Origin of the sequence: Kitasatospora sp. NPDC048365, from assembly GCF_043200835.1 — a bacterium.
Taxonomy (GTDB): Bacteria; Actinomycetota; Actinomycetes; order Streptomycetales; family Streptomycetaceae; genus Kitasatospora; species Kitasatospora terrestris.
Genome location: NZ_JBICYJ010000005.1, coordinates 279,680 through 303,513, shown reverse-complemented (window position 1 = coordinate 303,513; position 23,834 = coordinate 279,680). Strand labels below are relative to the sequence as shown.

26 protein-coding genes and 3 tRNA genes are annotated in these 23,834 nt (G+C 73.4%); 21 read left to right on the top strand and 8 right to left on the bottom strand.

Going from position 1 to position 23,834, the window contains the following annotated elements:
* Positions 1-224: 224 nt before the first annotated feature.
* The 14 genes from ACGFX4_RS07705 to ACGFX4_RS07640 all read left to right on the top strand — a co-directional run bounded on the left by ACGFX4_RS07705 (position 225) and on the right by ACGFX4_RS07640 (position 12,473).
* The gene (locus tag ACGFX4_RS07705) at positions 225-2,006 is read left to right on the top strand and encodes a nickel-dependent hydrogenase large subunit (RefSeq protein WP_393071068.1); all 1,782 of its coding nucleotides are present in this window, start codon (positions 225-227) and stop codon (positions 2,004-2,006) included.
* Complete coding sequence (locus tag ACGFX4_RS07700; protein WP_393071067.1) at positions 2,003-2,470, top strand: thioredoxin; 468 nt, start codon at positions 2,003-2,005, stop codon at positions 2,468-2,470. Before ACGFX4_RS07705 ends, ACGFX4_RS07700 begins: the two co-directional genes overlap by 4 nt.
* Positions 2,467-3,114, top strand: a complete 648-nt coding sequence (locus ACGFX4_RS07695; RefSeq protein WP_393071066.1) for a DUF5947 family protein — start codon at positions 2,467-2,469, stop codon at positions 3,112-3,114. The genes ACGFX4_RS07700 and ACGFX4_RS07695 overlap by 4 nt, the downstream gene beginning before the upstream one ends.
* Complete coding sequence (locus tag ACGFX4_RS07690) at positions 3,111-3,755, top strand: DUF6084 family protein (RefSeq protein WP_393071065.1); 645 nt, start codon at positions 3,111-3,113, stop codon at positions 3,753-3,755. The genes ACGFX4_RS07695 and ACGFX4_RS07690 overlap by 4 nt, the downstream gene beginning before the upstream one ends.
* On the top strand, positions 3,752-5,122 hold the full coding sequence (locus tag ACGFX4_RS07685; protein ID WP_393071064.1) for a hypothetical protein: 1,371 nt from the start codon (positions 3,752-3,754) through the stop codon (positions 5,120-5,122). Before ACGFX4_RS07690 ends, ACGFX4_RS07685 begins: the two co-directional genes overlap by 4 nt.
* The gene (locus ACGFX4_RS07680) at positions 5,119-5,646 is read left to right on the top strand and encodes a hydrogenase maturation protease (protein WP_393071063.1); all 528 of its coding nucleotides are present in this window, start codon (positions 5,119-5,121) and stop codon (positions 5,644-5,646) included. Before ACGFX4_RS07685 ends, ACGFX4_RS07680 begins: the two co-directional genes overlap by 4 nt.
* Positions 5,643-5,744, top strand: coding sequence for a DUF6893 family small protein (locus tag ACGFX4_RS07675; RefSeq protein WP_393071062.1), 102 nt, complete (start codon positions 5,643-5,645; stop codon positions 5,742-5,744). The genes ACGFX4_RS07680 and ACGFX4_RS07675 overlap by 4 nt, the downstream gene beginning before the upstream one ends.
* A 118-nt stretch (positions 5,745-5,862) precedes the next feature.
* The gene (gene hypA, locus ACGFX4_RS07670) at positions 5,863-6,243 is read left to right on the top strand and encodes a hydrogenase maturation nickel metallochaperone HypA (RefSeq protein WP_393071061.1); all 381 of its coding nucleotides are present in this window, start codon (positions 5,863-5,865) and stop codon (positions 6,241-6,243) included.
* Between the two features lie 6 nt (positions 6,244-6,249).
* On the top strand, positions 6,250-7,041 hold the full coding sequence (gene hypB / locus ACGFX4_RS07665) for a hydrogenase nickel incorporation protein HypB (RefSeq protein ID WP_393071060.1): 792 nt from the start codon (positions 6,250-6,252) through the stop codon (positions 7,039-7,041).
* Complete coding sequence (hypF, locus tag ACGFX4_RS07660) at positions 7,038-9,362, top strand: carbamoyltransferase HypF (RefSeq protein ID WP_393071059.1); 2,325 nt, start codon at positions 7,038-7,040, stop codon at positions 9,360-9,362. The genes hypB and hypF overlap by 4 nt, the downstream gene beginning before the upstream one ends.
* Positions 9,363-9,375: 13 nt before the next feature.
* Positions 9,376-9,666, top strand: a complete 291-nt coding sequence (locus ACGFX4_RS07655) for a HypC/HybG/HupF family hydrogenase formation chaperone (protein WP_393071058.1) — start codon at positions 9,376-9,378, stop codon at positions 9,664-9,666.
* Entirely contained in the window at positions 9,663-10,787 is a 1,125-nt protein-coding gene (hypD, locus tag ACGFX4_RS07650) for a hydrogenase formation protein HypD (RefSeq protein WP_393071057.1), read from the top strand. Before ACGFX4_RS07655 ends, hypD begins: the two co-directional genes overlap by 4 nt.
* Positions 10,780-11,877, top strand: a complete 1,098-nt coding sequence (hypE, locus tag ACGFX4_RS07645) for a hydrogenase expression/formation protein HypE (RefSeq protein WP_393071056.1) — start codon at positions 10,780-10,782, stop codon at positions 11,875-11,877. Before hypD ends, hypE begins: the two co-directional genes overlap by 8 nt.
* Positions 11,878-11,975: 98 nt before the next feature.
* Complete coding sequence (locus ACGFX4_RS07640) at positions 11,976-12,473, top strand: phosphoribosyltransferase (protein WP_393071055.1); 498 nt, start codon at positions 11,976-11,978, stop codon at positions 12,471-12,473.
* A gap of 79 nt (positions 12,474-12,552) precedes the next feature.
* Here ACGFX4_RS07640 and ACGFX4_RS07635 read toward each other — a convergent pair whose 3' ends face one another.
* The gene (locus ACGFX4_RS07635; RefSeq protein WP_393071054.1) at positions 12,553-12,957 is read right to left on the bottom strand and encodes a hypothetical protein; all 405 of its coding nucleotides are present in this window, start codon (positions 12,955-12,957) and stop codon (positions 12,553-12,555) included.
* A 494-nt stretch (positions 12,958-13,451) separates the two neighbouring features.
* Positions 13,452-13,871, bottom strand: a complete 420-nt coding sequence (locus ACGFX4_RS07630) for a hypothetical protein (protein WP_393071053.1) — start codon at positions 13,869-13,871, stop codon at positions 13,452-13,454.
* 260 nt (positions 13,872-14,131) lie between these two features.
* Between ACGFX4_RS07630 and ACGFX4_RS07625 the strand changes: the two genes are divergently transcribed.
* Positions 14,132-15,316, top strand: coding sequence for a hypothetical protein (locus ACGFX4_RS07625; RefSeq protein ID WP_393071052.1), 1,185 nt, complete (start codon positions 14,132-14,134; stop codon positions 15,314-15,316).
* 416 nt (positions 15,317-15,732) lie between these two features.
* Here the strand turns inward: ACGFX4_RS07625 and ACGFX4_RS07620 are convergent, their stop codons facing one another.
* Entirely contained in the window at positions 15,733-15,960 is a 228-nt protein-coding gene (locus ACGFX4_RS07620; protein WP_393071051.1) for a DUF6458 family protein, read from the bottom strand.
* Positions 15,961-16,038: 78 nt separating this feature from the next.
* Positions 16,039-16,470 (bottom strand): DoxX family protein, encoded by a 432-nt coding sequence (locus ACGFX4_RS07615; RefSeq protein WP_393071050.1) that lies wholly within the window; start codon positions 16,468-16,470, stop codon positions 16,039-16,041.
* A 184-nt stretch (positions 16,471-16,654) separates the two neighbouring features.
* Between ACGFX4_RS07615 and ACGFX4_RS07610 the strand changes: the two genes are divergently transcribed.
* The 3 genes from ACGFX4_RS07610 to ACGFX4_RS07600 all read left to right on the top strand — a co-directional run bounded on the left by ACGFX4_RS07610 (position 16,655) and on the right by ACGFX4_RS07600 (position 19,945).
* Positions 16,655-17,341, top strand: coding sequence for an alpha/beta fold hydrolase (locus ACGFX4_RS07610; protein WP_393071049.1), 687 nt, complete (start codon positions 16,655-16,657; stop codon positions 17,339-17,341).
* 139 nt (positions 17,342-17,480) lie between these two features.
* On the top strand, positions 17,481-19,232 hold the full coding sequence (locus tag ACGFX4_RS07605; RefSeq protein WP_393071048.1) for a protein kinase: 1,752 nt from the start codon (positions 17,481-17,483) through the stop codon (positions 19,230-19,232).
* A 41-nt stretch (positions 19,233-19,273) separates the two neighbouring features.
* Positions 19,274-19,945: a hypothetical protein gene (locus tag ACGFX4_RS07600; RefSeq protein ID WP_393071047.1), complete on the top strand. Its 672-nt coding sequence runs from the start codon at positions 19,274-19,276 to the stop codon at positions 19,943-19,945.
* 14 nt (positions 19,946-19,959) lie between these two features.
* Here the strand turns inward: ACGFX4_RS07600 and ACGFX4_RS07595 are convergent.
* The 3 genes from ACGFX4_RS07595 to ACGFX4_RS07585 all read right to left on the bottom strand — a co-directional run bounded on the left by ACGFX4_RS07595 (position 19,960) and on the right by ACGFX4_RS07585 (position 20,233).
* Positions 19,960-20,042, bottom strand: a tRNA-Tyr gene (locus tag ACGFX4_RS07595).
* A 1-nt stretch (position 20,043) separates the two neighbouring features.
* Positions 20,044-20,135 (bottom strand) — tRNA-Ser (locus ACGFX4_RS07590).
* A 26-nt stretch (positions 20,136-20,161) separates the two neighbouring features.
* Positions 20,162-20,233: transfer RNA gene (locus ACGFX4_RS07585), tRNA-Gln, on the bottom strand.
* Positions 20,234-20,557: 324 nt separating this feature from the next.
* Between ACGFX4_RS07585 and ACGFX4_RS07580 the strand changes: the two genes are divergently transcribed.
* From ACGFX4_RS07580 to ACGFX4_RS07570, 3 genes are all read left to right on the top strand, one after another.
* A complete protein-coding gene (locus tag ACGFX4_RS07580; RefSeq protein ID WP_393071046.1) occupies positions 20,558-21,037 on the top strand; it encodes an excalibur calcium-binding protein in 480 nt (159 codons plus the stop codon).
* A complete protein-coding gene (locus tag ACGFX4_RS07575; RefSeq protein WP_393071078.1) occupies positions 20,970-21,857 on the top strand; it encodes a class F sortase in 888 nt (295 codons plus the stop codon). Before ACGFX4_RS07580 ends, ACGFX4_RS07575 begins: the two co-directional genes overlap by 68 nt.
* A gap of 211 nt (positions 21,858-22,068) precedes the next feature.
* Positions 22,069-22,248: a hypothetical protein gene (locus ACGFX4_RS07570; protein ID WP_393071045.1), complete on the top strand. Its 180-nt coding sequence runs from the start codon at positions 22,069-22,071 to the stop codon at positions 22,246-22,248.
* Between the two features lie 73 nt (positions 22,249-22,321).
* Here the strand turns inward: ACGFX4_RS07570 and ACGFX4_RS07565 are convergent, their stop codons facing one another.
* Positions 22,322-23,812 carry an ATP-binding protein gene (locus ACGFX4_RS07565; RefSeq protein ID WP_393071044.1) on the bottom strand — a complete coding sequence of 497 codons (1,491 nt, stop codon included), beginning with the start codon at positions 23,810-23,812 and terminating at the stop codon, positions 22,322-22,324.
* Positions 23,813-23,834: the final 22 nt, after the last annotated feature.

The following is a 23,834-nucleotide window of genomic DNA, read 5'->3' as shown; positions in this document are numbered from 1 at the left end:
CCGAGCAGCAGGAGCAGGGCGGTCAGTGGTACCAGGAGCCATCGGCGCATCGGCGGCGTCATCCTCGGGAGCGGGGTGCGGAGGTGCTGGGGTGGGGGGGGGGGGGGGGGGGGGGGCGCGGGGGGGGGGGGGGGGGGGGGGCGGGGGGGGGGGGGGGGGGGGGGGGGCCCCCCCCCCCCCCGTCGCACTCCCACCCCCGCTTCCAGAAGGGCACGACAGACACGATGGCACCGACGACCAAGGCGGCCGGAGACGGCAGCGGCCTGGTGGAGATGTCCTGGGACCCGATCACCCGGATCGTGGGCAGCCTGGGCATCCACACGAAGATCGACTTCAAGCAGAAGCGGGTCGCGGAGTGCTACAGCACCTCGTCGGTCTTCCGCGGCTACAGCGTCTTCATGCGGGGCAAGGACCCGCGCGACGCGCACTTCATCACCAGCCGGATCTGCGGCATCTGCGGCGACAACCACGCCACCTGTTCGGTCTACGCGCAGAACATGGCGTACGGCGTGAAGCCCCCGCACCTCGGTGAGTGGATCATCAACCTCGGCGAGGCCGCCGAGTACATGTTCGACCACAACATCTTCCAGGAGAACCTGGTCGGGGTCGACTACTGCGAGAAGATGGTCCGCGAGACCAACCCCGGCGTGCTGGAGCTGGCCGAGCGCACCCAGGCGCCGCATGCCGGCGACCACGGCTACAAGACCATCGCCGACATCATGCGGTCGCTCAACCCGATCGAGGGCGAGTTCTACCGCGAGGCGCTGCAGGTCAGCCGCTACACCCGGGAGATGTTCTGCCTGATGGAGGGCCGCCACGTGCACCCCTCCACGCTCTACCCGGGCGGTGTCGGCACGGTCGCGACGGTGCAGCTGTTCACCGACTACCTCACCCGGCTGATGCGCTACGTGGAGTTCATGAAGAAGGTCGTGCCGCTCCACGACGACCTCTTCGACTTCTTCTACGAGGCGCTGCCCGGGTACGAGGAGGTCGGCCGCCGCCGCGTCCTGCTCGGCTGCTGGGGCAGCCTCAACGACCCCGACCACTGCGACTTCACCTACCGCAACATGACGGACTGGGGCCGGCGGATGTTCGTCACCCCGGGCGTCGTGGTCGACGGCAAGCTGGTCACCAACGACCTCACCGAGATCAACCTCGGCATCCGGATCCTGCTCGGCAGCTCGTACTACGAGGACTGGCAGGGCAAGGAGATGTTCGTCACCCACGACCCGCTCGGCAACCCGGTCGACCCGCGGCACCCGTGGAACCAGCACACCGTCCCGCAGCCGCAGAAGCGGAACTTCGACGACAAATACAGCTGGGTGATGTCCCCCCGCTGGTTCGACGGCAAGGACCACCTGGCGCTCGACACCGGCGGCGGCCCGATCGCCCGGCTGTGGTCCACGGCGCTGTCGGGGCTGGTCGACATCGGCTACGTCAAGGCCACCGGGCACAGCGTGGTCATCAACCTGCCCCGCTCGATGACCAAGCCGGAGACCACCTTCGAGTGGAAGATCCCGCAGTGGAGCAACGCCATCGAGCGCAACCGCGCCCGCACCTACTTCCAGGCCTACGCGGCGGCGGCCGCCCTGCACTTCGCCGAGAAGGCGCTGGAGGAGGTCCGGGCCGGCCGCAGCCAGACCTGGGAGCGGTTCGAGGTGCCCGACGAGTCGATCGGCTGCGGCTTCACCGAGGCCGTCCGCGGCGTCCTCTCGCACCACATGGTGATCCGCGACGGGAAGATCGCCAACTACCACCCGTACCCGCCGACCCCGTGGAACGCCAGCGTCCGCGACAGCTACGGCACGCCCGGACCGTACGAGGACGCGGTGCAGAACACCCCGATCTTCGAGGAGAACTCCCCGGAGAACTTCAAGGGCATCGACATCATGCGGGCCGTCCGCAGCTTCGACCCCTGCCTGCCCTGCGGCGTACACATGTACGTGGGCGGCGGGAAGACCGTGCAGAAGATGCACGTGCCCACCGGCCTGAGCGGGCTCGCATGACGGCCGAACAGACCGGGCTGCGGATCCAGGAGGCGCTCGACCGGCTCGCCGACGGGGGCGCGCAGGAAGCCGGCGAGCAGCTGGTGCGCGACCTGATGGAGCTGTACGGCGACGGCCTCGCCCGGCTGGTCCGGGCCGTGCCGGCGCCGGCGCTGGACCGGCTGCTGGACGACCCGGCGGTGGCCGGGCTGCTGGTCCTGCACGACCTGCACCCCGAGGACGCCACCGCCCGGATCCGCCGCGCGCTCGCCACCCTCCCCGAGCCGGTCGAACTGGCCGGCTACGACGAAGGCACCGGCACCGTCCGGCTGCGCCGCACCCGCGGTGGCTGCGGCTGCTCCGAGCAGGACCTCGAGGACGTCCTCGCCTGCCACGCGCCCGAAGTCACGGCCGTGGAACTGGAACAGGCCCCGCAGTTGCTGCAGATCTCCACCCGCCCGCCCACCCCGGCGGAGGCACGGTGAGCGCCCGCCGACTCGACCGGCCCGGGACCGCGCTGCTGCGCCGGCTGCGCGAACCGGCTCCGCCGCAGCCCGAGCGCTGCGCCTTCTGCGGGCAGCGCGTCCCGCAGCAGCACCGGCACCTGGTGGACACCGAGGAACAGGCGCTGACCTGCGTCTGCACCGCGTGCGGGCTGCTCTTCCAGCAGCCCGGCGCGGCCGGCGGCCGCTACCGCGGCGTCCCCGACCGCCACCTGGTCGACCCGGACCTGCGGATCGGCGAGGAGGCCTGGGCCGCGCTGGGCATCCCGGTCGGCACCGCGTTCCTCTTCCGCAACTCCCGGCAGGACCGGCTCGTGGTGCTCTACCCCGGCCCGGGCGGCGCCACCGAGAGCGAACCGGACGAGGCCGCCTGGCGGACCGTCCTCGGCGACAGCCCGCTCGCCGCCGTCCTGGAGCCCGACGTGGAGGCACTGCTGCTGCGGCACGGCGAGGACGGCGTCCGGTGCCACCTGGTCCCGATCGACGCCTGCTACGAACTGGTCGGCCGGCTGCGGCGCTGCTGGCGCGGCTTCGACGGCGGCGCCGAGGCCCGCGCCGAGCTCGACGCCTTCTTCGCCGGGCTCGCCGAGCGCGCCAGGCCGCTGCGGGTGGAGGCCGCGTCGTGACCGAACTCGCCTTCGCCTGCACCGGCGTGACGACCGATCCGCACGCTGCCGGTCCCACCCTGCTGTTCCGGCTGCGGATCACCGCACCGGCCGGCACCCGGGTGCACGCCCTCGCGCTCCGCTGCCAACTGCGCATCGAACCCGCCCGCCGCGGCTACGACGAGGCGGAGGGCGAGCGGCTCGCCGACCTGTTCGGCGAGCGCTCCCGCTGGGGCACCACGCTCAACCCGGTCCAGCTCGCCCAGGTGCCGCTGATGGTCCCCGGCTTCACCGGCGAGACCGAGGTGGACCTGCCCGTCCCGTGCACCTACGACATGGACGTCGCCTCCGCCCGCTACCTCAAGGCGCTGGGCGGCGGGGACGTCCCCCTGCTGCTGCTGTTCTCCGGCACCGCGTTCGCCGGGCCCGGCGGGTTCCAGGTCGCCCCGGTGCCCTGGGACCGGGAGGCCGCGGTGCGGATGCCCGTCGCGGTGTGGCGGGAGGCCATCGACCGGCACTTCCCCGGCTGCGGCTGGCTGCGGCTGCCCGAGGACCTGATGGACGCGCTGCTCGCCTACCGGTCCAGCCGCGCCCTGCCCTCCTGGGAGGCCACCGTGCGTGAACTGCTCGCCGCCACCGAGCTCCAGGAGGCCGCCCGGTGACCGCCGCCGACACCCTCCCCGAGGAGCTCGACAGCAGGTTCGCCCAGGCCCGGCAGATCGCCGACGCCGTCCTCTTCGAGGGGTACGTGCTGTACCCGTACCGCGCCTCCGCCGCCAAGAACCGGCTGCGCTGGCAGTTCGGCGTGCTCGTCCCGTCCGGCTGGGGCGAGGACAGCGGCGAGCACTCCCACCAGCGCACCGAGTGCCTGATGGAGCCGCGCCCCGGCGACCGGCTGGCCGTGGAGCTGCGCTTCCTGCGGGCGCAGCGCCGTACCGTCGAACGGGCCGTGCCCGGCGGTGGCTTCGAGCCGGTCGAGGAGCTGGAGCTCGCCGACCGGGTCCTCGTCCCGTGGGACGAGGGCGTCGAGGAGCGCATCGAACTCCTGCTCCCGGTCGAGGAGTTGACCGAGGAGGTGGCGCACCCCTTCCGGCTGCCGGCCCGCTCGGAGACCGAGGCGGTCCTGGACGGCAGCACACCGGTCGGCAGGCTGCTGCGCCGGCGCGAGCAGGTCGACGGGGTGCTGCGGCTGACCGCCCGCGAGGTGCCGGGCCCGTACGCGGCCCAGCGGCTGACCGTGGTGGTGGAGAACACCACCGGGTGGACGCCGGCGCCGCAGGACGGGCGGGACGCGGCGCTGCCGCACTCGCTGGTCTCGGCGCACCTGCTGCTCGGCCTCGACCGCGGTTCCTTCCTGTCGGTCACCGACCCTCCCGAATGGGCCAGGGCGGCCGTCGCGGAGTGCCGCAACGAGCACACCTGGCCGGTCCTCGCCGGGCCGCCCGGGCGCTGCCGGGTGCTGCTCTCCTCGCCGATCATCCTGGAGGACCACCCGAGCGTCGCCCCCGAGAGCCCCGGCGCGCTGTACGACGCGACCGAGATCGACGAGATCCTGGCGCTGCGGACCGCCGCCCTGACCGACCGTGAGAAGCGCGAGGCCCGTGGCACCGACGAGCGGGCCGGCGCGGTGATCGACCTCGCCGACTCGATGCCGCCGGAGGTGCTGGAGCGGCTGCACGGTGCGGTCCGGGGCCTGCGCGAGATCACCGGCAACGCGCCCGACCAACCCTGGTGGGACCCGGGCGACGACCCCGAAGTCGACCCGGAGCGGGACCGGGTGCTCGTCGCGGGCCGCCAGGTCGGCGCGGGCAGCCGGGTCGTACTGCGGCCCGGTCGGCGGCGCACCGACGCGCAGGACCTGTTCCTCGACGGGCGCACCGCCGTGGTCGAGGCCGTCCTGCACGACGTGGACGGCTCGGTGCACCTCGCGGTGACGGTCGAGGACGACCCCGGCGCGGACCTGTGGCGGGCCCAGGGCCGGTTCCGGTACTTCCAGCCGGACGAGATCACCCCGCTGGAGGAGTCATGAGCGCCGGCCGGGTGCTGGTCGCCGGGGTCGGCAACATCTTCCTCGGCGACGACGGGTTCGGCGTGGAGACCGTCCGGCGACTGCGCGAGCACCCGCTGCCGGCCGACGTCGAACTGCTCGACGTCGGCGTGCGCGGCGTCCACCTGGCGTACCAGGTGCTGGACGGCTACCGGATGCTGGTCCTGGTCGACGCGACCGCGCGCGGCGGCGAACCGGGCACGGTCTACCTGATCGAACCGGACGCCGGGCCCGTGGAGGCGCCCGTGCTGGACGGGCACCGGATGGGGCCGGACGCCGTGCTCGCGCTGCTCGGCACGCTGGCCGCCGGCACCGGTGGCACCGCGCCCGAGCAGATCGTCGTGGTGGGCTGCGAACCGGCGTCGCTGGACGAGGGGATCGGGCTGAGCGCGCCGGTGGCCGCCGCCGTCCCGGAGGCGGTCCGGGTGGTCCTGCGGGCCGTCGGCGCGGACGTGCCGCCGGAGCGGGCGGACGTGCAAACGGAGAGAGAGGCATCGGCATCATGAGCAAACTGTTCGGCGTGGCCGTCGTGACCACCGTCGCGGTCCTGGTCTGGCAGAACCTGGACGACATCCGGCGCTATCTGCGGATCAGCCGGATGTGACCCGCGGACTGCTGCGAACGGCGTAGTCCCGGGTGCGGCGGCGGCGCGGCTTCCTGCCGCTGCCGCCGCCGCGCCCTGTAATGGGGCCTTGTTGTCTCCCAGCGGTCGGAGCGGGCCGATGCACGAGATGTCGATCGCGACGGCGGTGGTCGAGCAGGTGGACGCCGCGGCGCGCGAGCACGGGATGGACGCGGTGGCGCGGGTGCGCCTGCAGGTCGGCGAGCTGGCCGGGGTGGTGCCGTCGGCGCTCGACTTCTGCTTCGAACTGGCCTGTGCCGGAACGCTGCTGGAGGGCGCCGTGCTGGAGACCGAGTCGGTGGCGGCCCGCGCGAGGTGTCTGCCGTGCGCGACGGAATGGGCCGTCGGGATGCCGCCCGATCTCGGCTGCCCGCGCTGCGGCGGCGGCAGCGTCGAACTGCTGGCCGGCCGCGAGCTGCAGATCCTCGGCGTCGACTGGGCGGAGCGCCCGGCGGGCGCCGCGGCCCGACAGGAAGGCTGAACTCCCATGTGTCGCACGGTTGGAACCCCGCAGGTGGAACTCCGGCAGGCGGTCCTCGCCAGGAACGACGACGGCGCCCGCGAGCTGCGCGCCCGGCTGGCCGCCCGGGGCACCGTCGCGGTGAACCTGCTCTCCAGCCCCGGCAGTGGCAAGACCGCACTGCTGGAGGCCGAACTCGGCCTGGCGAGGGAGCGCGGGATCCCCGTCGCGGCGCTCACCGCCGACCTCGCGACGGAGAACGACGCGGTGCGGCTGGCCCGTTCGGGCGTGCCGGTGAAGCAGGTGCTCACCGACGGGCTGTGCCACCTGGAGACCGCGATGCTCGGCCGGGAACTGGACGGCTGGCTGCCGCCCGACACCCGGCTGCTGTTCGTGGAGAACGTCGGCAACCTGGTCTGCCCGGCCTCCTACGACCTCGGCGAGTCGCTGCGGGTCGCACTGGCCTCCGTCACCGAGGGCGAGGACAAGCCCCTCAAGTACCCGACGGCGTTCGGACTCGCCAACCTGGTCCTGGTGACCAAGACGGACCTCGCCGCGGCGGTGGAGTTCGACGAGGCGCTGTTCCTGGCGAACGTGGCGCGCGTGAACCCGGGGGTGGAGGTGGTGTTCACCTCGGCCCGGACCGGGCAGGGTGTGGGCGGCCTGCTGGACCGGGCGTGCGCGGTGCTGGACGGCGCGCAGCCGCACCGCCCGGTGATGGCGACCGCACCGGTGCACGGGCACGGCCACGGCCACGGCCACCAGGCGGTCGAGGCGCCCGCCCGCTCCGGTGGCGGCGTGGCGGCGGAGCAGCGATGACGGTCCGTCAGGCGGACGCGGTCGCGTTGCAGCGGCGGCGGGTGGCCGTCCACGGGGTCGTGCAGGGCGTCGGCTTCCGTCCGTTCGTCTTCGCGCTGGCCGCCGAGCTCGGCCTGGCCGGCACCGTCACCAACACCGGCGAGGGCGTCCTCGCCGAGGTCGAGGGCCCGGGCGGGGCGGTGGAGGCGTTCTGCCGGCGCGTCGTGGGCGACGCGCCGCCGTTGGCCCGGGTCGACGGCGTCGAGCACACGCCGCTGGCGCCCACCGGCGCGACCGGTTTCGTGATCACCCCGTCCCGGGACGACGGCCGGCGGCGGGCCGCCGTCCCGCCGGACACCGCCACCTGCGCGGACTGCCTCGCCGAGCTGGCCGACCCCGCCGACCGGCGCCACCGGCACCCGTTCATCAGCTGCACCAACTGCGGGCCGCGCCACACCATCGTCACCGGCCTGCCGTACGACCGCGCCAACACCACCATGGCGGACTTCCCGATGTGCCGGGACTGCGCACGGGAGTACACCGACCCGGCCGACCGGCGCTTCCACGCCCAGCCGGTCTGCTGCCACGCCTGCGGGCCCGAACTCGCCCTCGTCGTACCCGGGCTGCCGACCGTCCGGCGCGAGGCCGCCCTCGACGGCGCCCGTCGGCTGCTGCGCGACGGGGCGGTGCTGGCCGTCAAGGGCATCGGCGGGTACCACCTGGCGTGCGACGCGCTGAACCGGGAGAGCGTCGCCCTGCTGCGCCTGCGCAAGCGGCGCGGCGCGAAGCCGTTCGCGCTGATGGCCCGGGACCTCGCCGAGCTCGCCCCGCTGGTGGAGCTGGGCCCGGTGGAGGAGGAGCTGCTCACCGGCGCCGCCCGGCCGATCGTGCTGCTCCGGCGCTCGGGGCAGCCGTCGCCGCCGGCCCTGGAGGCCGTCGCGCCGGGCAGCCCCGATCTCGGGGTCATGCTGCCGTACACCCCGCTGCACCACCTGCTGCTGGCGCCGCCGGGCCCCGGGCTGCTGGTGATGACCAGTGCGAACCTCTCCGGCGAGCCGATCGTCACCGACGACCGGGACGCCTTCGACCGGCTCGCCGCGCTGGTGGACGGCTGGCTGACGCACGACCGGGTCATCCACGTCCCCTGCGAGGACTCGGTGGTGCGGGTGGTCGACGGGGAGCAGCTGCCGGTGCGCCGCTCCCGCGGGCACGCCCCGCTGCCGCTGCCGCTGCCCGTACCGGTCCGGCCGGTCCTGGCGGTCGGCGGCGACCTGAAGAACACCTTCGCGCTGGCCCGCGACGGCTGCGCCTGGCTGTCCGGCCACATCGGGGACATGGACGACCTCGCGACGCTGGACGCCTTCGACCGGGCGGCGGCGCACCTGGGGTCCGTCACCGGTGTGCGGCCCGAGGTGCTGGCGGTCGACCGCCACCCCGGCTACCGCTCGGCCCGGCACGCGCGGCGGTCCTTCGCGGACGCGGAGCTGCGGCCGGTGCAGCACCACCACGCGCACATCGCGTCCGTCATGGCGGAGCACGGACTGGACGGCCGGTGTCCCGTGATCGGCGTCGCGTTCGACGGCACCGGGTACGGCGAGGACGGCGCGGTGTGGGGCGGCGAGGTGCTGGTCGCCGACTACGACGGTTTCCGCCGCTTCGGGCACCTGGCGTACGTGCCGCTGCCGGGCGGTGACGCGGCGGTGCTCCGCCCGTACCGGATGGCACTGGCCCACCTGTGGGCGGCGGGGCTGCCCTGGGCGGCCGGGCTGGCACCGGTCGGGGCCTGCCCTGCGGACGAACTCGGGTTGTTGGAGCAGCAGTTGCGGCGCTCGGTGAACTGCGTGCCGACGTCCAGCATGGGGCGCCTGTTCGACGCGGTGTCCTCGCTGGCCGGTGTGTGCCAGCTGGCCGGGTACGAGGCGCAGGCGGCGATCGAGCTGGAGGCCGCGGCGCTGGCCCACGGGCCGGCCGAGGGCTACGCCTTCGGCCTCCGGCGGGAGGACGGCGTGCTGCTCGGCGACCCCGCGCCGGTGCTGGCCGCAGTGGTCGCCGACCTCGCCGGCGGCGCGTCGGGCGGCCTGGTCGCCTCCCGGTTCCACGCCGCGGTGGCCGAGCTGGTGCGCGCCCAGTGCCGGGCGGCGCGGGAGGAGAGCGGCCTGGAGACGGTCGCGCTGAGCGGCGGCGTGTTCGCCAACGCGCTGCTCTCCTCGGCCTGTGCGCACGGGCTTCGGGCGGACGGCTTCACCGTGCTGCGGCACCGCCGGGTGCCCCCCAATGACGGCGGGCTGGCGCTGGGCCAGCTGATGGTGGCGGCCCGGGCCGGCGGCCCGGGCGCGGGTTGAGAGGAGAGAGCGGATGTGCCTGGCTGTGCCCGGCAGGGTGATGGAGATCGCTGAGCGGGACGGGACGCGGATGGCGGTCGTCGATTTCGGCGGGGTGGTCAAGGACGTGTGCCTGGAGTACCTGCCGGATCTGCAGGTCGGCGAGTACGCCATCGTGCACGTCGGGTTCGCGCTGCAGCGCCTGGACGAGGAGTCGGCCCGGCGAACCCTCGACCTCTTCGCCGAACTCGGTCTGTTGCAGGAGGAGTTCGGCGACCCGTGGGAGGCCGCGGCGGGAACGGTTGCGACGGAGGAGCGGCAGTGAGGTACCTGGAGGAGTTCCAGAACCCGGAGTTGGCGGGCGGGCTGCTGGCCGACCTCCGCGCGGCGGTCACCCGGCCGTGGGCGCTGATGGAGGTCTGCGGCGGCCAGACGCACACCATCATCCGGCACGGGATCGACCAACTTCTCCCGGAGGGACTGGAGTTGATCCACGGGCCGGGCTGTCCGGTGTGCGTCACCCCGCTCGAGATGATCGACCGGGCACTGGCCATCGCCGCCCGGCCCGGGGTGATCTTCTGCTCCTTCGGTGACATGCTGCGGGTGCCCGGCACCGACCGCGACCTGTTCCGGGTCCGCGGCGAGGGCGGCGACGTCCGGGTGGTCTACTCGCCGCTCGACGCGCTGAGGATCGCCCGGGAGAACCCGGACCGCGAGGTGGTCTTCTTCGGCATCGGCTTCGAGACCACCGCCCCGCCCAACGCCATGGCCGTCCACCTGGCCCGCAAGCAGGGCGTGCGCAACTTCAGCATGCTGGTCTCGCACGTCCGGGTCCCCCCGGCCATCGAGGCCATCATGAACTCGCCCGACTGCCGCGTGCAGGGCTTCCTGGCCGCCGGGCACGTGTGCAGCGTGATGGGCACCGACGAGTACCCGGCGCTGGCCGATCGCCACCGGGTGCCGATCGTGGTCACCGGCTTCGAGCCGCTCGACATCCTGGAAGGGATCCGGCGCACCGTACGGCAGTTGGAGCGCGGCGAGCACACCGTCGACAACGCCTACCCGCGAGCCGTCCGGCCGGAGGGCAATCCGGCGGCGCGGGCCATGCTGGAGGACGTCTTCGAGGTGACCGACCGGGCCTGGCGCGGCATCGGCGTCATCCCGCAGAGCGGCTGGCGCCTCTCCCCGCGCTACCGCGACCACGACGCCGAGCACCGCTTCGACGTCACCGGGATCACCACCTGCGAGCCCGCGCAGTGCCGGGCCGGCGAGGTGCTGCAGGGCCAGCTCAAGCCCAACGAGTGCGAGGCCTTCGGCACCCTCTGCACCCCGCGCACGCCGCTCGGCGCCACCATGGTGTCCAGCGAAGGCGCGTGCGCGGCCTACTACCTCTACCGGCGGCTCAGCGCGCCGGCCGTCCCCCGGGAGGCGAGCCCCGTTGGCTGACACCGAGATCCTCGACGCGCCCACCTCGACCCGGCCCGCGGAGCCCGACTTCTCCGGGTGGTCCTGTCCCCTGCCCCTGCGCGACCACCCCCGGGTGGTGATGGGCCACGGCGGCGGCGGGGCGATGTCCGCCGAGCTGGTGGCCAACCTGTTCGTCCCCGCGTTCGGCGGCCCGGCCCTCGCCGGCCTCGGCGACTGCGCCGTCCTGGAACTCGGCGGCGCCAGGCTCGCGTTCTCCACCGACACCTACGTCGTGCGGCCGCTGTTCTTCCCCGGCGGCAGCATCGGCGACCTCGCCGTCAACGGCACGGTCAACGACCTCGCGATGAGCGGCGCCCGGCCCGCCTACCTCTCCTGCGGCTTCGTCCTGGAGGAAGGGGTCGAGATGGCCGTGGTCGACCGGGTGGCCCGCGCACTCGGCGCCGCCGCACGGGCGGCCGGGGTGGAGGTCGCCACCGGGGACACCAAGGTGGTCGAGTCGGGCCACGGCGACGGCATCTACCTGAACACCGCCGGCATCGGGCTCGTCCCGGCCGGCGTGGACATCAGGCCGCAGCGCGCGGTCCCCGGCGACGTGGTGATCGTCAGCGGGGAGATCGGACTGCACGGCGTCGCCATCATGAGCGTCCGCGAGGGCCTGGAGTTCGGCGTCGAGATCGAGAGCGACTGCGCGGCGCTCGGCGGCCTGGTCGAGGCGATGCTCGCCGCCACGCCGGACCTGCACGTCCTGCGCGACCCCACCCGCGGCGGGCTCGCCGCCGCGCTCAACGAGATCGCCGCGGCGGCCGGCGTCGGCGTCGTGGTGAACGAGCGGTCCGTGCCGATTCCGCCGCAGGTCGCGAACGCCTGCGCCGTGCTGGGCCTCGACCCGATGTACGTCGCCAACGAGGGCAAGCTGGTCGCCTTCGTCCCCCGGCAGGAGGCCGACGCGGTGCTGGCGGCGATGCGCGCCCACCCGCTCGGCGCCCGCGCGACGGTGATCGGCGAATGCGTCGCCGACCACCCCGGCATGGTCGTGGCCCGGACGGCGTTCGGCGCCACCCGGGTGGTGGACCTGCCCGTGGGCGAGCAGCTCCCGCGGATCTGCTGACCCCGCGCCGGCGGGAGGCCCGGGCGTCCCGGGCCTCCCGCCGGCGCAGGGCGCGGCGGTACTCGCCGCCGGGCGGGCGGCCGGGGAGACTGGGTACTGTGACTGACTTCCGCGAGACGCTGGACTACCAGACCTTCGGCCGGGCGATGCGCGAGCTCGCGCAGACGATCGCCGACGACGGGTACGAGCCCGATCTGATCCTGAGCATCGCCCGCGGCGGCGTGTTCGTGGCCGGCGGTCTGGCGTACGCCCTGGACTGCAAGAACCTGCACCTGGTGAACGTCGAGTTCTACACCGGTGTCGGCACCACGCTCGAGTTCCCGGTCATGCTCGCGCCCGTCCCCCAGGAGGTCGACTTCACCGACAAGAAGGTCCTGATCGCCGACGACGTGGCCGACACCGGCAAGACGCTGCAGCTGGTCCACGACTTCTGTCTCAGCCACGTCGCCGAAGTGCGGTCGGCCGTCCTCTACGAGAAGACGCAGTCGCTGGTGAAGTGCGAGTACGTCTGGAAGCGGACCGACGGCTGGATCAACTTCCCGTGGTCGACGGAACCGCCGGTGGTCAGGCGCGGCGGCCAGGTGCTCGACGCCTGACGGCAGCCGTCCGGGCCGGCGGCCGGGCCCGGGTCCTGGCTCTGGTCGGGCTGTCCGGCCCGTCGGCCGGAGTCGCCGTTCACAGACCGTCAGGGGCGCTCCGGGCCGGCCCGCGCAGGCGTACGCGGACCCGGCGGATCCGCTGCTCGGCCCGTTCGGGCTCGTCGATCCCGAGCCGTGCCCGGCGGCCAAGGGCCCGGATCACGGCCGGGCCCAGGGGCGTGTCGGGGCACTTCCGCCAGGTCTTGGGGCGTCGGCGGAGCAGGTCCTGTTCGACGGCGTCGGCCGAGGTGTCGTCCGGCCCGAGCGGCCCGGTGGCCGTGACCAGCACGGTGCGGGCGAGCCGCCGGTTGGCGCTGTTGACGGCCTGCTTGCTGCGGCGGATGTTCCGCCGGGAGCTCTTGTCGTTCTCGCCGTAGAAGTTGCGCCGGTCCTTGGCGTAGCTCAGCTGCTTCTTCTCCTGGGGCGACCTGCCGCGTCCCATGGTTCACCTCCCCGTCCTCGGTGAGCGTAGCGCCGTCGCCGGGTGGTGCCGTGGAGATATCCGACGCGACGGACCCGCCCCTGGCGACCCGTCAGTCCGCGCTCCGGGGACGGGGCCCGTCCACTCTCCAGGTGCCGGCCCGGACGGGCTCCGGCTTCTCGGCCCCGTCCCAGCGCACGGAGCACAGCCGCAGTCCCGGCGGGCACCACCAGCGCCGTACGTACAGGATCGTCCCGACCCGGCTCACGTCTCGGTAGTTCACAACTCTCGCTCCGCTCGCGAGTCCTTCCTTGGGCATCCCACCGGGCCTTCCCGATCGTCCGGGACCCGTCGGAGTCGGAGGCCGGGCGGTGGGTGCGGCCGCGTCGCCGCCCACCCGAGCCGTTGGGGTCCGCGGGAAGGAAGGTAGTAGGCGATCCTGTGGGTTCCTTGTGGGGCCGCCCCCGGCCGCGGTGGGTGGGCGGGCCGAGTGCGGCGGGGCGCTCCCGGAGGTGTCACACGTGCGGGGTGGCGGGCTTCCCCACCGGGTGGGCGGCGGCTCCGAGCGGGGCGAGCACGGACGCGGCCGACGCCACCGACTCCGCGAGCAGCGCGGCGGTCCGGCCGGCCTCGTAGAGCTGCTCGCGGGCGTCCCGGGCCGCCCGGAGCGCGTCGTGGGCCGCGCCCTCGGTGGCGCCGCGGGCCGGGCCGATGCGTCCGGCGGCCTGTTCGCTGCTGAGGAACGAGGCGAGCTGGTCGAGGAGTTCGGGCAGCCGGGCGGTCAGCCCGGCGAGTGCCGCCACGGTCTCGGCGGCGTCCGCCGAGTGCACGAGGCCGGGCCGGCCGTCGGGGCCGGTGGCGAGCGCGGCGGATCGGATCAGCTCGGCGGCCTCGGCGGCGAGCTCCGCGGTGGACAGGTTCACCGGTGTGTTCATGGTGGTCTCCTTCGACGGTCGGGGCCACTGCGGCCCCGGCCGTCGTCTGCCCCGGCCCACCGCGTCCAGCCGTCGACGGACGGAGGTTGGCCGGGACTCGACCCCTGTGCCCGGACGGTGGTTTGACGGTGCGGAAGTCGTGGAAGCCCGCCGCCGCGGGGCCGGAGTGTTGCGGACATGCTCAGACCGCGCCTAGCGTGAGGAGCCGTTGATCGAATCGCGCGGAGAGGTCAGCATTGATGATTCGTCAAGTCCGGAGCGTGGCAAGCGCGGTGCTCGCGGCGGGTCTGGCCGTCAGCGGTGCGCTCGTCGGCGCGTCGCCGGCGGCGGCCGCCGCGGCCCCGACCGCCCTGCCCGCATCCCAGTTCACGCTGGCCGCGGACTACCACCAGTTCGACTCCCTCAACTCGGCCCTCGTCACGACGCTGGGGACCTCCGCCGTCCACACGGTGATGGAGAACGCCAACCACGACCGGCAGCCGCTGCCCTCGTCCTTCTCGGTCGCCGGCCTGTCCACGGGCTTCCGGTTCGACGACGGCGACAACTCCGACTGCCAGAGCTTCCCGCAGGGCATCACGACCAGCCGGGACGCCGTGGGGACCGCCGACAGCGGCAACTACGACGGCCACCAGCTGGTGCTGGTGAGCTGGTACACCAAGGACGGTTGCGGCGGCGTGCAGCAGCGCAGCCGGATCACCCTGGCCGACTGGGACGCCACCTTCCCCAACAAGTACCGCAAGATCCTCCTGGTGGAGCCGACCGGGACGGCGGCGGCGCCGAGCTTCAAGGACATCCCGATCCACGCGGGCGGCGTGTCCTGGTACGGCAACTACCTGTACGTCGCGGACACGGGACGCGGCATGCGCGTCTTCGACATGCGCAAGATCCTCAACACCGACACGGGCGGCACCGCCGAGCAGATCGGCCGCCAGTCGGGTTCCGTGTACTACGCGCACAACTACGCGTACGTGCTGCCGCAGATCGGCACGGTCACCGCGCAGACCACCTCCGCCGACAAGCTCGCGTGGTCGTCGATCTCCCTCGACCGGGTGAGCAAGTCGATCGTGATGACCGAGTACACCTGCCAGTCGTCCTGCACGGACTACCCCAACCGGCCGCCGCGGGCCGTCCGCTTCCCGTTCGCGTCGGGGGCGACGACCTTCGCCGCGGCGACGACCGCGAGCCAGGCGCTGCAACTGCCCTGGTACAACCTCAACGGCGTCGCCTCGCACAACGGCCGGTGGTGGTTCAACTCCTCGGGCCAGAAGAAGCTCTACTACTGGACGCCGACGGCGGGCCCCTCGACCTTCGCCTGGGTCGGTGGCGGCGAGAGCATCTCGTACTGGGAGGACACCACCGACCCCGACCTGCTGTGGTCCCTGCAGGAGACCACGGGCGGGCGCAACGTCTTCGCCGTCACCCAGGCCACCTACGGCGGCGGCTGACCGACCCGGTCCCGGCGGGTACCCGGTGGCCTGTGGCGCTGGGTGCCCGCCGTCCCGTTCGGGTGAACGCTCGCACGCCGGCCGGTTCCGGCGCGCAGCGCTCGGGCCACCGCTTTCGGTCCCGTCCGGCGAAGGCATCGCCGCATCGGGCGGCGGCGGACCGTCAGGCGGCCCTCCGGCCGGGTGGCAGGCCGGCCGCATGTCCTTCGACCTCGCCACTCCCCCTGGTCGGCACATCCCGTCCCCGCCGACACCACTCGCGGGTACGGAGGCGTTCCGGGGCGCGGACGGCGCGACGGTGCTCGACTTCTGGCGCCACGCCGTCGGCGTCCTGGACCGAGGCGGAGACGGCGCGTGCACCGGCCACCCGGCGGTGATCGGTGCACGTGCTCGCGCTGCCCGGTGCGGACGGGGCGTCAGGGCTGGTCGTAGTACCGCCGCTCCTCGACGACCTCGTCGGCTCCTGCGCGGCTCCCGTACCGCCGGCGCTTGTAGATGCTCGCGTAGGTGAACAGCCCCAGCAGGCCCGCGACCATCACGATCCAGCCGACGACGTGGACGTTCACGCCCGACAGGTGCCAGTCGACCCCGAACGCCAGTACCGCACCGAGGGCGAACAGCAGGACACAGCCTCCGATACCCATTCTCTCCACTCCTCTGGCAGACAACGGGATTCGGCTACCCCCGAAACCGCGACGCACGCGCCCCGCCCCGGCATCCGGTCAGCGCCGGCGGCGAAGCAGCTCGGCCGTCTCCGCGCGCCGGTTCCACGCGATGACGGCGAGCGGCACCATGAAGAGGAACGGCGTGCCGGCGTTCTCGCCGTGCATCGCGGTGAGCTGGGTGACGAAGGCGAACACCAGGAAGACGATCAGCGCCGTCGCGGCCGGCCCGGCCAGGCGCGGCAGCAGCAGGCCGACCGCGCCGGCCAGCTCCACCAGCCCCGTCACGTACATGAACCAGTGGCCCACCCCGATGGCGTCGAAGACGGTGGTGGCGGCGGGGATCGCGAGCAGCTTGGGCAGCGCGCTCGCCAGCGCGAAGAACAGCGCGAGGACGATCCGCAGCGTCCAGACCGTCCGGACGACGGCCTTGCCCTGCTTCGGGGCGGTGACGGCGGTGACGGCGGCGGTGCTGCTGTCGGTGCTGGACATCTGGGTCTCCCTGGGGCTGTCGGTGCTTTCACAGCTCTGACGGACGCGAACGCCCGGACTCATCGGCCCTCGGAAAGAAATCTTCGACCGCATGACGGGCCGACAGCCGCGCGAGCCGAGAGTCACCGAACGACCACGCAACGTAGGGTGGCCGCACCGCGTGAAACCGACAGAGGAGGAAACCATGGCCACCAAGGCCAGCATCGTCTTCGCCCACGGGCTCTGGGCCGACGGGTCGTGCTTCAACAAGCTCATTCCCGCGCTCCAGGCCGAGGGCCGCGAGGTGTACGCCTCGCAGCACGGCCTCGACTCGCTCGAGGGCGACGTCGCCTGCGTCACCCGGGCGATCAACCACGTGCCCGGCCCGGTCGTCCTGGTCGGCCACTCGTACGGTGGGACGCTCATCACCAAGGCCGGCACCCACGACCGCGTCGGCGCCCTGGTCTACCTCGCCGCGCTCGCCCCGGACGAGGGCGAGACGACGCAGGACCAGCAGGACAAGTTCCCCACCATGCCGGTCTTCGGGCACCTCGACGTCACCGACGGGCGGATCTGGCTCCTCGAATCCGGCATCGGCGACTTCTGCGGCGACCTGCCCGCCGCCGAGCAGAAGCTCGTCCTCGCCACCGGCGCCGTACCGGTCCCGGACCTGTTCGCCCAGCAGGTGCCCGGCACCGCCTGGCGCACGACCCCGAGCTGGTACGTCGTCGCCAACAACGACCGCACCGTCAACCCCGACCTGCAGCGGGCGACCGCCGAACGCATCGGCGCCACGACCCACGCCGTCGACAGCAGCCACGTCCCCATGCTGTCCCACCCCGACGTCGTCCTCGACGTCATCCGCGCGGCCGCCAAGACCCTCGACGGCTGACACACCGCCACTGCCGCGGCGCCGGTCCACGGCCGGTGCCGCCCGCCCCGTTCCTCCGGTGCCGTGCAATCGCCTGGCCCCGGAGATCCCCGTGCTGGACAATGGTCACTTCCGCAGGGGAAGTTGACGAGGGGGCGGTGTGCGGGCGGGGGACGTTCTCGGCGGCAGGTACCGGATCGACGCGCGGATCGGCCAGGGCGGCATGGGCGAGGTCTGGCAGGCGTTCGACGTCGAGCTGGGCCGGCCGGTCGCGCTGAAGGTCCTGCTGGAGTTCGAGACCGGCGAGGAGTGGCTGCGCCGGTTCCGACGCGAGGCGTCCATCGGAGCCCGGCTCCAGCACCCCGGCATCACGGTGGTGCACGACATCGGCCGGCACGGCACGCGCCTGTTCATCGTCATGGAGCTGCTCCGCGGGACGGACCTCGGTCAGCTCCTCGCCCGCAACGCGGACGGCCTTCCGCTGTCCCAGGCCGTCGACCTCGCGGCGCAGGCCGCCGGCGCGCTCGCCGCGGCCCACGCGCAGCAGGTGGTGCACCGCGACCTGAAGCCGGCCAACCTCTTCCTGCTCTCCGACGGCCGCCTGAAGCTCTGCGACTTCGGGATCGCCCGGACCGCGCAGGCCACCCAGGGGCTGACCCGCACCGGCCGACCGTTCGGAACCCCGGCGTACATGGCACCCGAGCAGTGGCGCGGCGAGCACGTCGACGCACGCTGCGACCTGTACGCCCTGGGCTGCGTGCTGTACGCGCTGCTGACCGGCCGTCCGCCGTTCCCCGAGCGGGAGCAGGCGTGGTCGCTGATGCGCCGCCACCTCGACGAGGTACCGCCGCCGCCGAGCACGATCCGCGCGGACGTCCCCGCCGAACTCGACCGGCTCGTCGCCTCCCTCCTCGCCAAGGACCCGACCCGACGGCCGGACGCCACCGCCGTCGCCGCCGCCCTCACCACCGCCGTCCCGACCCCTCTCCCCCCGCCACCACCGCGGCCACCCGCCGACCACGTGCCACTGCCCCCCGTCGGCGACCGAACGCCGCTGCCACCGCAGCCGGGGCACCCGACGCCGCACGGCCGCCGCGAGCGGAGCGTCGCCGTGGTCTGCGCGTCCGTCCTGGCCGTCGGCGCGGTCGCCTGGGCCGTCTCCGCGAGCCGCGACGCCGGCCGCGGCACCGCATCCAGCGGACACAGCACGGCAACGACCGGGTCGACCACGCACCTCACACCCTCACCGGCCCGCAGCACCGCCGCATCACCCAGCCCGACCAGGACCACCCCGTCCCCTTACGCACCCCCGTCCTCGTTCACGTCACCGGCCGTCGTCCCGAGCCGGGCCACCTTCGACCCCGGATCGCTCGACTCCGCAGACACCGACCGCACCCCGCTCACCACCCAGGCACTGCTCCCCGAGAACTTCACCGACGCCAAGGGCGTGCTCTACACCATGAGAAGCGGCGGAGTGGAGCCCTGCGTCGACGGCCGCGAATCCAGCCGGGTCCGTACCGCCCTCACCCGCAACGGCTGCCGCGGCACCGTGGCCGCGACCTACACCGACACCGCCGAACACATCCTGGTCGTCGTCACCGTGGCCGCCATGCCCGACGCCAACGCCGCCGGCGCCGCCCGCGCGGACCTCACGGAGGCCGCCAGCGGCGAATGGGCGATCTGGTGCCCACCGAACGGCCCTGCCGCAGCGGTCTGCACCAACTCCACGGCGACGATCAACCGCGCCACCCAGGCCAGCTACCTCAACAGCACCCACCGGTACGTCACCGAGGCCAAGGCCCTCTACATCTCGCTGACCCAGGACCAGTCCATCAAGCCGTGGCTCGACTCCGCCTCACTGTCCGCCTCGTACTCCACCGGGCCGCAGAACTACCTCGGCAACCGCCCGTAGCCCCCGCCGGGCTGTCGTCGGCCCCGGCTGCGCTGCAGCGCATGATGATGCGTCACATACTCTCCGTCGCAGTGGTGGTGGCCGTCGCCGCCACCGGCACGGCCTGCAGCGGCACCGGTCCGTCCTCCGCGGAGGTCGCCGACACCAGCGGGCCCGGGGTGTACGGGGCGACCACCGGCGTCACCGGCATCTGCCCGAAGCTCGGCTACCAGCCGTTCGCCGAACTCCTCGGGACGCCGAGGCCGACGACCATCACCATGGACCGCACCTCCCGCACCGACGTCAGCCGGACGACGGCCTGCGCCCAGAACATCGGCCACCAGCCGGGCGGCTCCCTCGATCCCGCCGCACCCCAGGGCGACATCACCACCCTGCTGACGTACTGGAAGGACGTCGACACCGCCAAGAGCCTGTTCGCGACGACCCAGGACAACGACGGGCGGCCCGCCAAGGAAGGCGCCACCACCGCGGTGACGGGCGTGGGCACCGAGGCCTACCGGTACACCCTCAAGCAGTCCGCCGACGGCGCCGTCACCCTCTTCCTCGTCTCGCGCAGCAGCAACCTCGTCCTCACCGTGCAGCTCACCGCAATCAGCGCCACACCCTGGAGCGACCAGCAGCTCCACCAGCTCTTCGACCGCATGGGCGACCACGCCAAGGCCGTCTTTCCCATCGCCCGCCATGCGGCACCGCCCCCGACGGGCACACCCTGACGGCAGCGGGCGGATGGTGGGCGAGGACGGATTCGAACCGTCACAGCCGAAGCGGGGGCTTTACAGGCCCTTGGGCTCTCCTGTGCCCAGCTCGCCCTTGGCGGAGGAGGTGGGAGTCGAACCCACACGGGTGCTCACGCACCCCAACGGCTTTCCGAGCCGCGGCCGGCGCCCATCGGCTGGCCCCTCCACACGTGGTACTGCAGTGGTACTGCGCTGCCGGACGAGGATTCGAACCCCGATCGCCTGATCCAGAGTCAGGTGTGCTGCCAGTTGCACCATCCGGCACTGCGGGGCGGCACGAAAAAAGGCCGCCCGGGCGGGGACACGATCCCCGAGGGCGACCCGACACTTAGCCGGTCAGCGCGCTACGAGGACGTCCCCCGATACTGGGAACGCGAGGAGCGCTGATACGACTGGACACGGATCACGGTGTTCATGTCTCGCGCTCCTTCCTGTTGTCCCTGGGCCTGTTCGGCGCGATGGGTCCAGAGTGCCTCGCGGCCGCCGGACACCACAACACATTTACCGCCGCCGAGTGGCGGGCCCGCACCGCGTCGGCACCATGAGTAGTAGATCGCTCACAAACAGTTAAGGATCTTCCTCATGCGTATGCGCCTCGCCGTCGGCACCACCGTACTGATCGCCTCCGCCTGGAGCCTGCCGCTCGCGGGCAGCGCGCAGGCTGCCGACGTGGACTGCCCCAGCTTCTCCACTCAGCAGGAGGCCCAGGCGGTACTGAACGCCGACCCCTCCGATCCGAACAACCTCGACGCCGATCACGACAACATCGCCTGCGAGGATCTGCCCAGCGGAACCGGCGGCACGGCCACCGCCGGCACCACCGGAAGCAGCGCGGCCTCCGCCGCGCCGAGTGCCGCAGCCAGTGCCGCGCCGAGCACCTCGGCGAGCGCTTCGGCGAGCAGCGGTGCCGCGGCGGTCGTCGCTCCGACCGGTCCGGTCGCAGCGGGTGTGGGTCGGGACTCAGGAGGCGGGAAGTCGGCCGTCGTCATCTCCCTTGCGGGTGGTTCGGTGCTCGCGGCCGGCGGCGCGTTCATCGCGCGGCGCCACGTTCGGCGCAGCGGGCGTTGATCCACTGACGTTCCATCTTCTGCGGGCCCTCGGCGGGGCGTGTGTGCAGTTTCCGCCGAGGGCCCGGCGTGGTGCGTGCTCGTCGGCCGTCGGGCCAGAGAGGAAGGGTGGGAGCGTGGAACGTGCGGGCAACCGGGCCGCCGGTGCGACGTCGGCCGACAGGGCTCGGGAAGGCGCCTGGACGTCGGGGGTTCTCCTGGTGGTGTCCGCGTTGCTGGCGGGCGGAGCCTGGTCGACCTCCACTGCCGGCTCACCGTTGCCGCACCGTGCCCGCCCCGCCTCGGCGCCGCACAGAGCTCCCGCAAACACGCCCGTCGCCACCGGGGCGGTACCGGCGCTCGGTCGCGGTGTGCCGCAGCGGATTCGCATCGCGTCCCTGGCCGTGGACGCGCCGCTGATCGGGCTGCACCTGGCTGCCGACGGGTCTCTCCAGCCGCCACCCGCGTCGGAGGGCAACCTCGCGGGCTGGTACGCCGAGGGCACCAGTCCCGGCGAGGTGGGAACGGCCGTCGTCACCGGGCACGTTGACACGGCCCGGGGCCCGGCCACCTTCTTCCGTCTCGTCGAGCTCGAGCCCGGCGCGGAGATCGCCGTCGAACGGGCCGATCGCACCGTCGTCCGATTTGCCGTGGACTCCGTCGTCGCCTATCCCAGGAGCACCTTCCCCAGCGACCTCGTCTACTCCCCCGCGCCCCGCCCCGAACTCCGCGTCATCACCTGCGGCGGCCCGTACGACCGCGCTCGCGGCGGGTACCAGGACAACGTCGTCGTGTCCGCGCATCTGGACTCCGTCACCCCTGCGGCGGCCGGTGGGTCCTGAGTGGCCATCCGGCAGAGGTCGGGCCTGCCGTTCGACGAGGTGGATTCGGGGGCCGATTACGCTGGGGCGATGCTGCTGCCCGGTGTTCCGCGTATCCGTGTGCCGTCCGCCATCCGGCCAGCGGTGGAGACGCCGTTCGGTGCGTTGACCTTTGCCACGGGTGCGGGGGGCGTCGATCTTCCGCCGGTGCCCGACGAGCTGTTTCGAGCAGTTGCCTCCGTTGGAGGCCGGCGACCACTGCGAGCTTCCCGTGGTCGCCGCGTGGGCTCCGGTCGCGGTCGCGGAGGCGTGTGCGAACACCTGGTACGCCGTGATGCCGTCGCCCACGGTGCTGCTGCGTCAGGTCGCTGCCGATGTGGCGGAGCGGGCCGGGGCTCCCGAAGGCGGCTGACCACCCCGAGGGGTGGTCAGCGCGGCCCTGCCTTTCGCGGCGGCCGTGGCCTTGTAGCGCCGAGCGCGGGTGATCAGTCGTCGCCGACCGGTGGCTTCGGTACCGTCAGGACGAACACGCCGCCCCCGTCCCGCGGCTCCGGTCCGAGGTCGAGGTTCGCGCCGTGCAGGCGGGCGTTCTCGCGGGCGATGGCCAGGCCCAGCCCGTGTCCTTCGCCGCCGGTGCGGGACGCGTCGCCGCGGGCGAAGCGGTCGAAGATCCGGTCCCGCAGCTCTGCCGGTACGCCCGGTCCGGCGTCGGTCACCCGGACGGTCACCGTGTGCGCGGTGCCCTCCACCGTCACCCGGACCGGCGGGGCGCCGTGCCGGAGGGCGTTGCCGACCAGGTTCGAGAGCACGCCGTGCAGTCGGCGGGCGTCCACCGCGACCACGGTGTCACCGTGGCGTTCCACGGTCACCCCGGACGGGTCGGCGCTGTGGGCGGCGACGTCGGCGGCCAGGTCGGCGAGGTCGACCGGGCGGCGGTCGAGGACCACCTCGCCGGCGCCCATCCGGGAGATCTCCAGGAGCTCCTCGGTGAGCCGTGCGAGGCGGCGCAGTTGCGGCGCCACCAGTTCCACGGCCGCGTCGCGGGTGTCCGGGTGTTCCAGGGCCGTGGCGGCGGCGAGCAGGGAGGCGGTCGGGGTCCGCAGTTCGTGGCTGACGTCGGCGACGAAGCGGCGGTGACGTGCCTCGTGGGCGGTGAGCTGTCCTACGGCCTCGGCGAGTTGGTCGGACATGTGGTTGAACTCGCGGCTGAGGTCGGCGAGTTCGTCCTGTCCGGCCACCGGCAGGCGGACGGAGAAGTCCCCGCCGCCGAAGGCCCGCGCCGCCGCGCCGGCGGCGCGTACCGGCCGCTGGATCCGCCCGGCCACCAGCCAGGCGAACGCCGCACCCACCAGCACGGTGATGCCGGTGACCAGCAGCAGGCTGCGCAGGTACGCGCCGGCCTGCTTGTCCACCACGCTCGGGAGGTGGTACTCGACCGCGACGACCGGCTCTCCGGGGAAGCGGTCGTTCGGGCCCTGCACGCCGACCACCGCGCCGACGGTCAGCCACGCGGCGCCGGGTGTGCGCAGGACGACCAGGTCCCGCTCGCTCAGGGCGAGGCGCCGGAAGTCTGCGGCCAGGAACGCGGCCACGGGTGTGGTGGTGATCTGCGCGTCGCTCGCGTCGGAGATCAGGGCCGGTCTCGGGCCCGGCCAGTCCTCGGGGGGTCCGGGCGGTCCTTCCGGTGCGGCCGCGGCTCCTTGGGGGGTCAGTGCGTAGACCGTGTAGGTGTTGAACTTCCGTACGGACAGTGCCTCGTGGGCCGCGGCCACGGCGTTGGGGCCGTTGCCGGTGCGGACCGCGTTGGCCGCGGAGGTGAGGTCGGAGAGCGCGCTGGAGAGCATCCGGGCCCGGAAGTCGTGCTGGAGGCGTTCACGTTCGGCGCGGTAGGAGAGCGCCGAGAGCAGGACCGAGGGCAGCAGGAGGGCGAGCAGCACGCTCGCCGCGATCCGTCCGCGCAGTCCGAGACGGTGCACGGAGGCCCGGGTACGGATGGTC

What these genes read in the sequence shown, in the direction of transcription:
- ACGFX4_RS07705 (WP_393071068.1), top strand. Translation starts at nt 225, where the DNA reads ATGGCACCGACGACCAAGGCGGCCGGAGACGGCAGCGGCCTGGTGGAG.
- ACGFX4_RS07700 (WP_393071067.1), top strand. Translation starts at nt 2,003, where the DNA reads ATGACGGCCGAACAGACCGGGCTGCGGATCCAGGAGGCGCTCGACCGG.
- ACGFX4_RS07680 (WP_393071063.1), top strand. Translation starts at nt 5,119, where the DNA reads ATGAGCGCCGGCCGGGTGCTGGTCGCCGGGGTCGGCAACATCTTCCTC.
- ACGFX4_RS07675 (WP_393071062.1), top strand. Translation starts at nt 5,643, where the DNA reads ATGAGCAAACTGTTCGGCGTGGCCGTCGTGACCACCGTCGCGGTCCTG.
- hypA (WP_393071061.1), top strand. Translation starts at nt 5,863, where the DNA reads ATGCACGAGATGTCGATCGCGACGGCGGTGGTCGAGCAGGTGGACGCC.
- hypB (WP_393071060.1), top strand. Translation starts at nt 6,250, where the DNA reads ATGTGTCGCACGGTTGGAACCCCGCAGGTGGAACTCCGGCAGGCGGTC.
- hypF (WP_393071059.1), top strand. Translation starts at nt 7,038, where the DNA reads ATGACGGTCCGTCAGGCGGACGCGGTCGCGTTGCAGCGGCGGCGGGTG.
- ACGFX4_RS07655 (WP_393071058.1), top strand. Translation starts at nt 9,376, where the DNA reads ATGTGCCTGGCTGTGCCCGGCAGGGTGATGGAGATCGCTGAGCGGGAC.
- ACGFX4_RS07635 (WP_393071054.1), bottom strand. Translation starts at nt 12,957, where the DNA reads ATGGGACGCGGCAGGTCGCCCCAGGAGAAGAAGCAGCTGAGCTACGCC.
- ACGFX4_RS07630 (WP_393071053.1), bottom strand. Translation starts at nt 13,871, where the DNA reads ATGAACACACCGGTGAACCTGTCCACCGCGGAGCTCGCCGCCGAGGCC.
- ACGFX4_RS07620 (WP_393071051.1), bottom strand. Translation starts at nt 15,960, where the DNA reads ATGGGTATCGGAGGCTGTGTCCTGCTGTTCGCCCTCGGTGCGGTACTG.
- ACGFX4_RS07615 (WP_393071050.1), bottom strand. Translation starts at nt 16,470, where the DNA reads ATGTCCAGCACCGACAGCAGCACCGCCGCCGTCACCGCCGTCACCGCC.
- ACGFX4_RS07610 (WP_393071049.1), top strand. Translation starts at nt 16,655, where the DNA reads ATGGCCACCAAGGCCAGCATCGTCTTCGCCCACGGGCTCTGGGCCGAC.
- ACGFX4_RS07600 (WP_393071047.1), top strand. Translation starts at nt 19,274, where the DNA reads ATGATGATGCGTCACATACTCTCCGTCGCAGTGGTGGTGGCCGTCGCC.
- ACGFX4_RS07580 (WP_393071046.1), top strand. Translation starts at nt 20,558, where the DNA reads ATGCGCCTCGCCGTCGGCACCACCGTACTGATCGCCTCCGCCTGGAGC.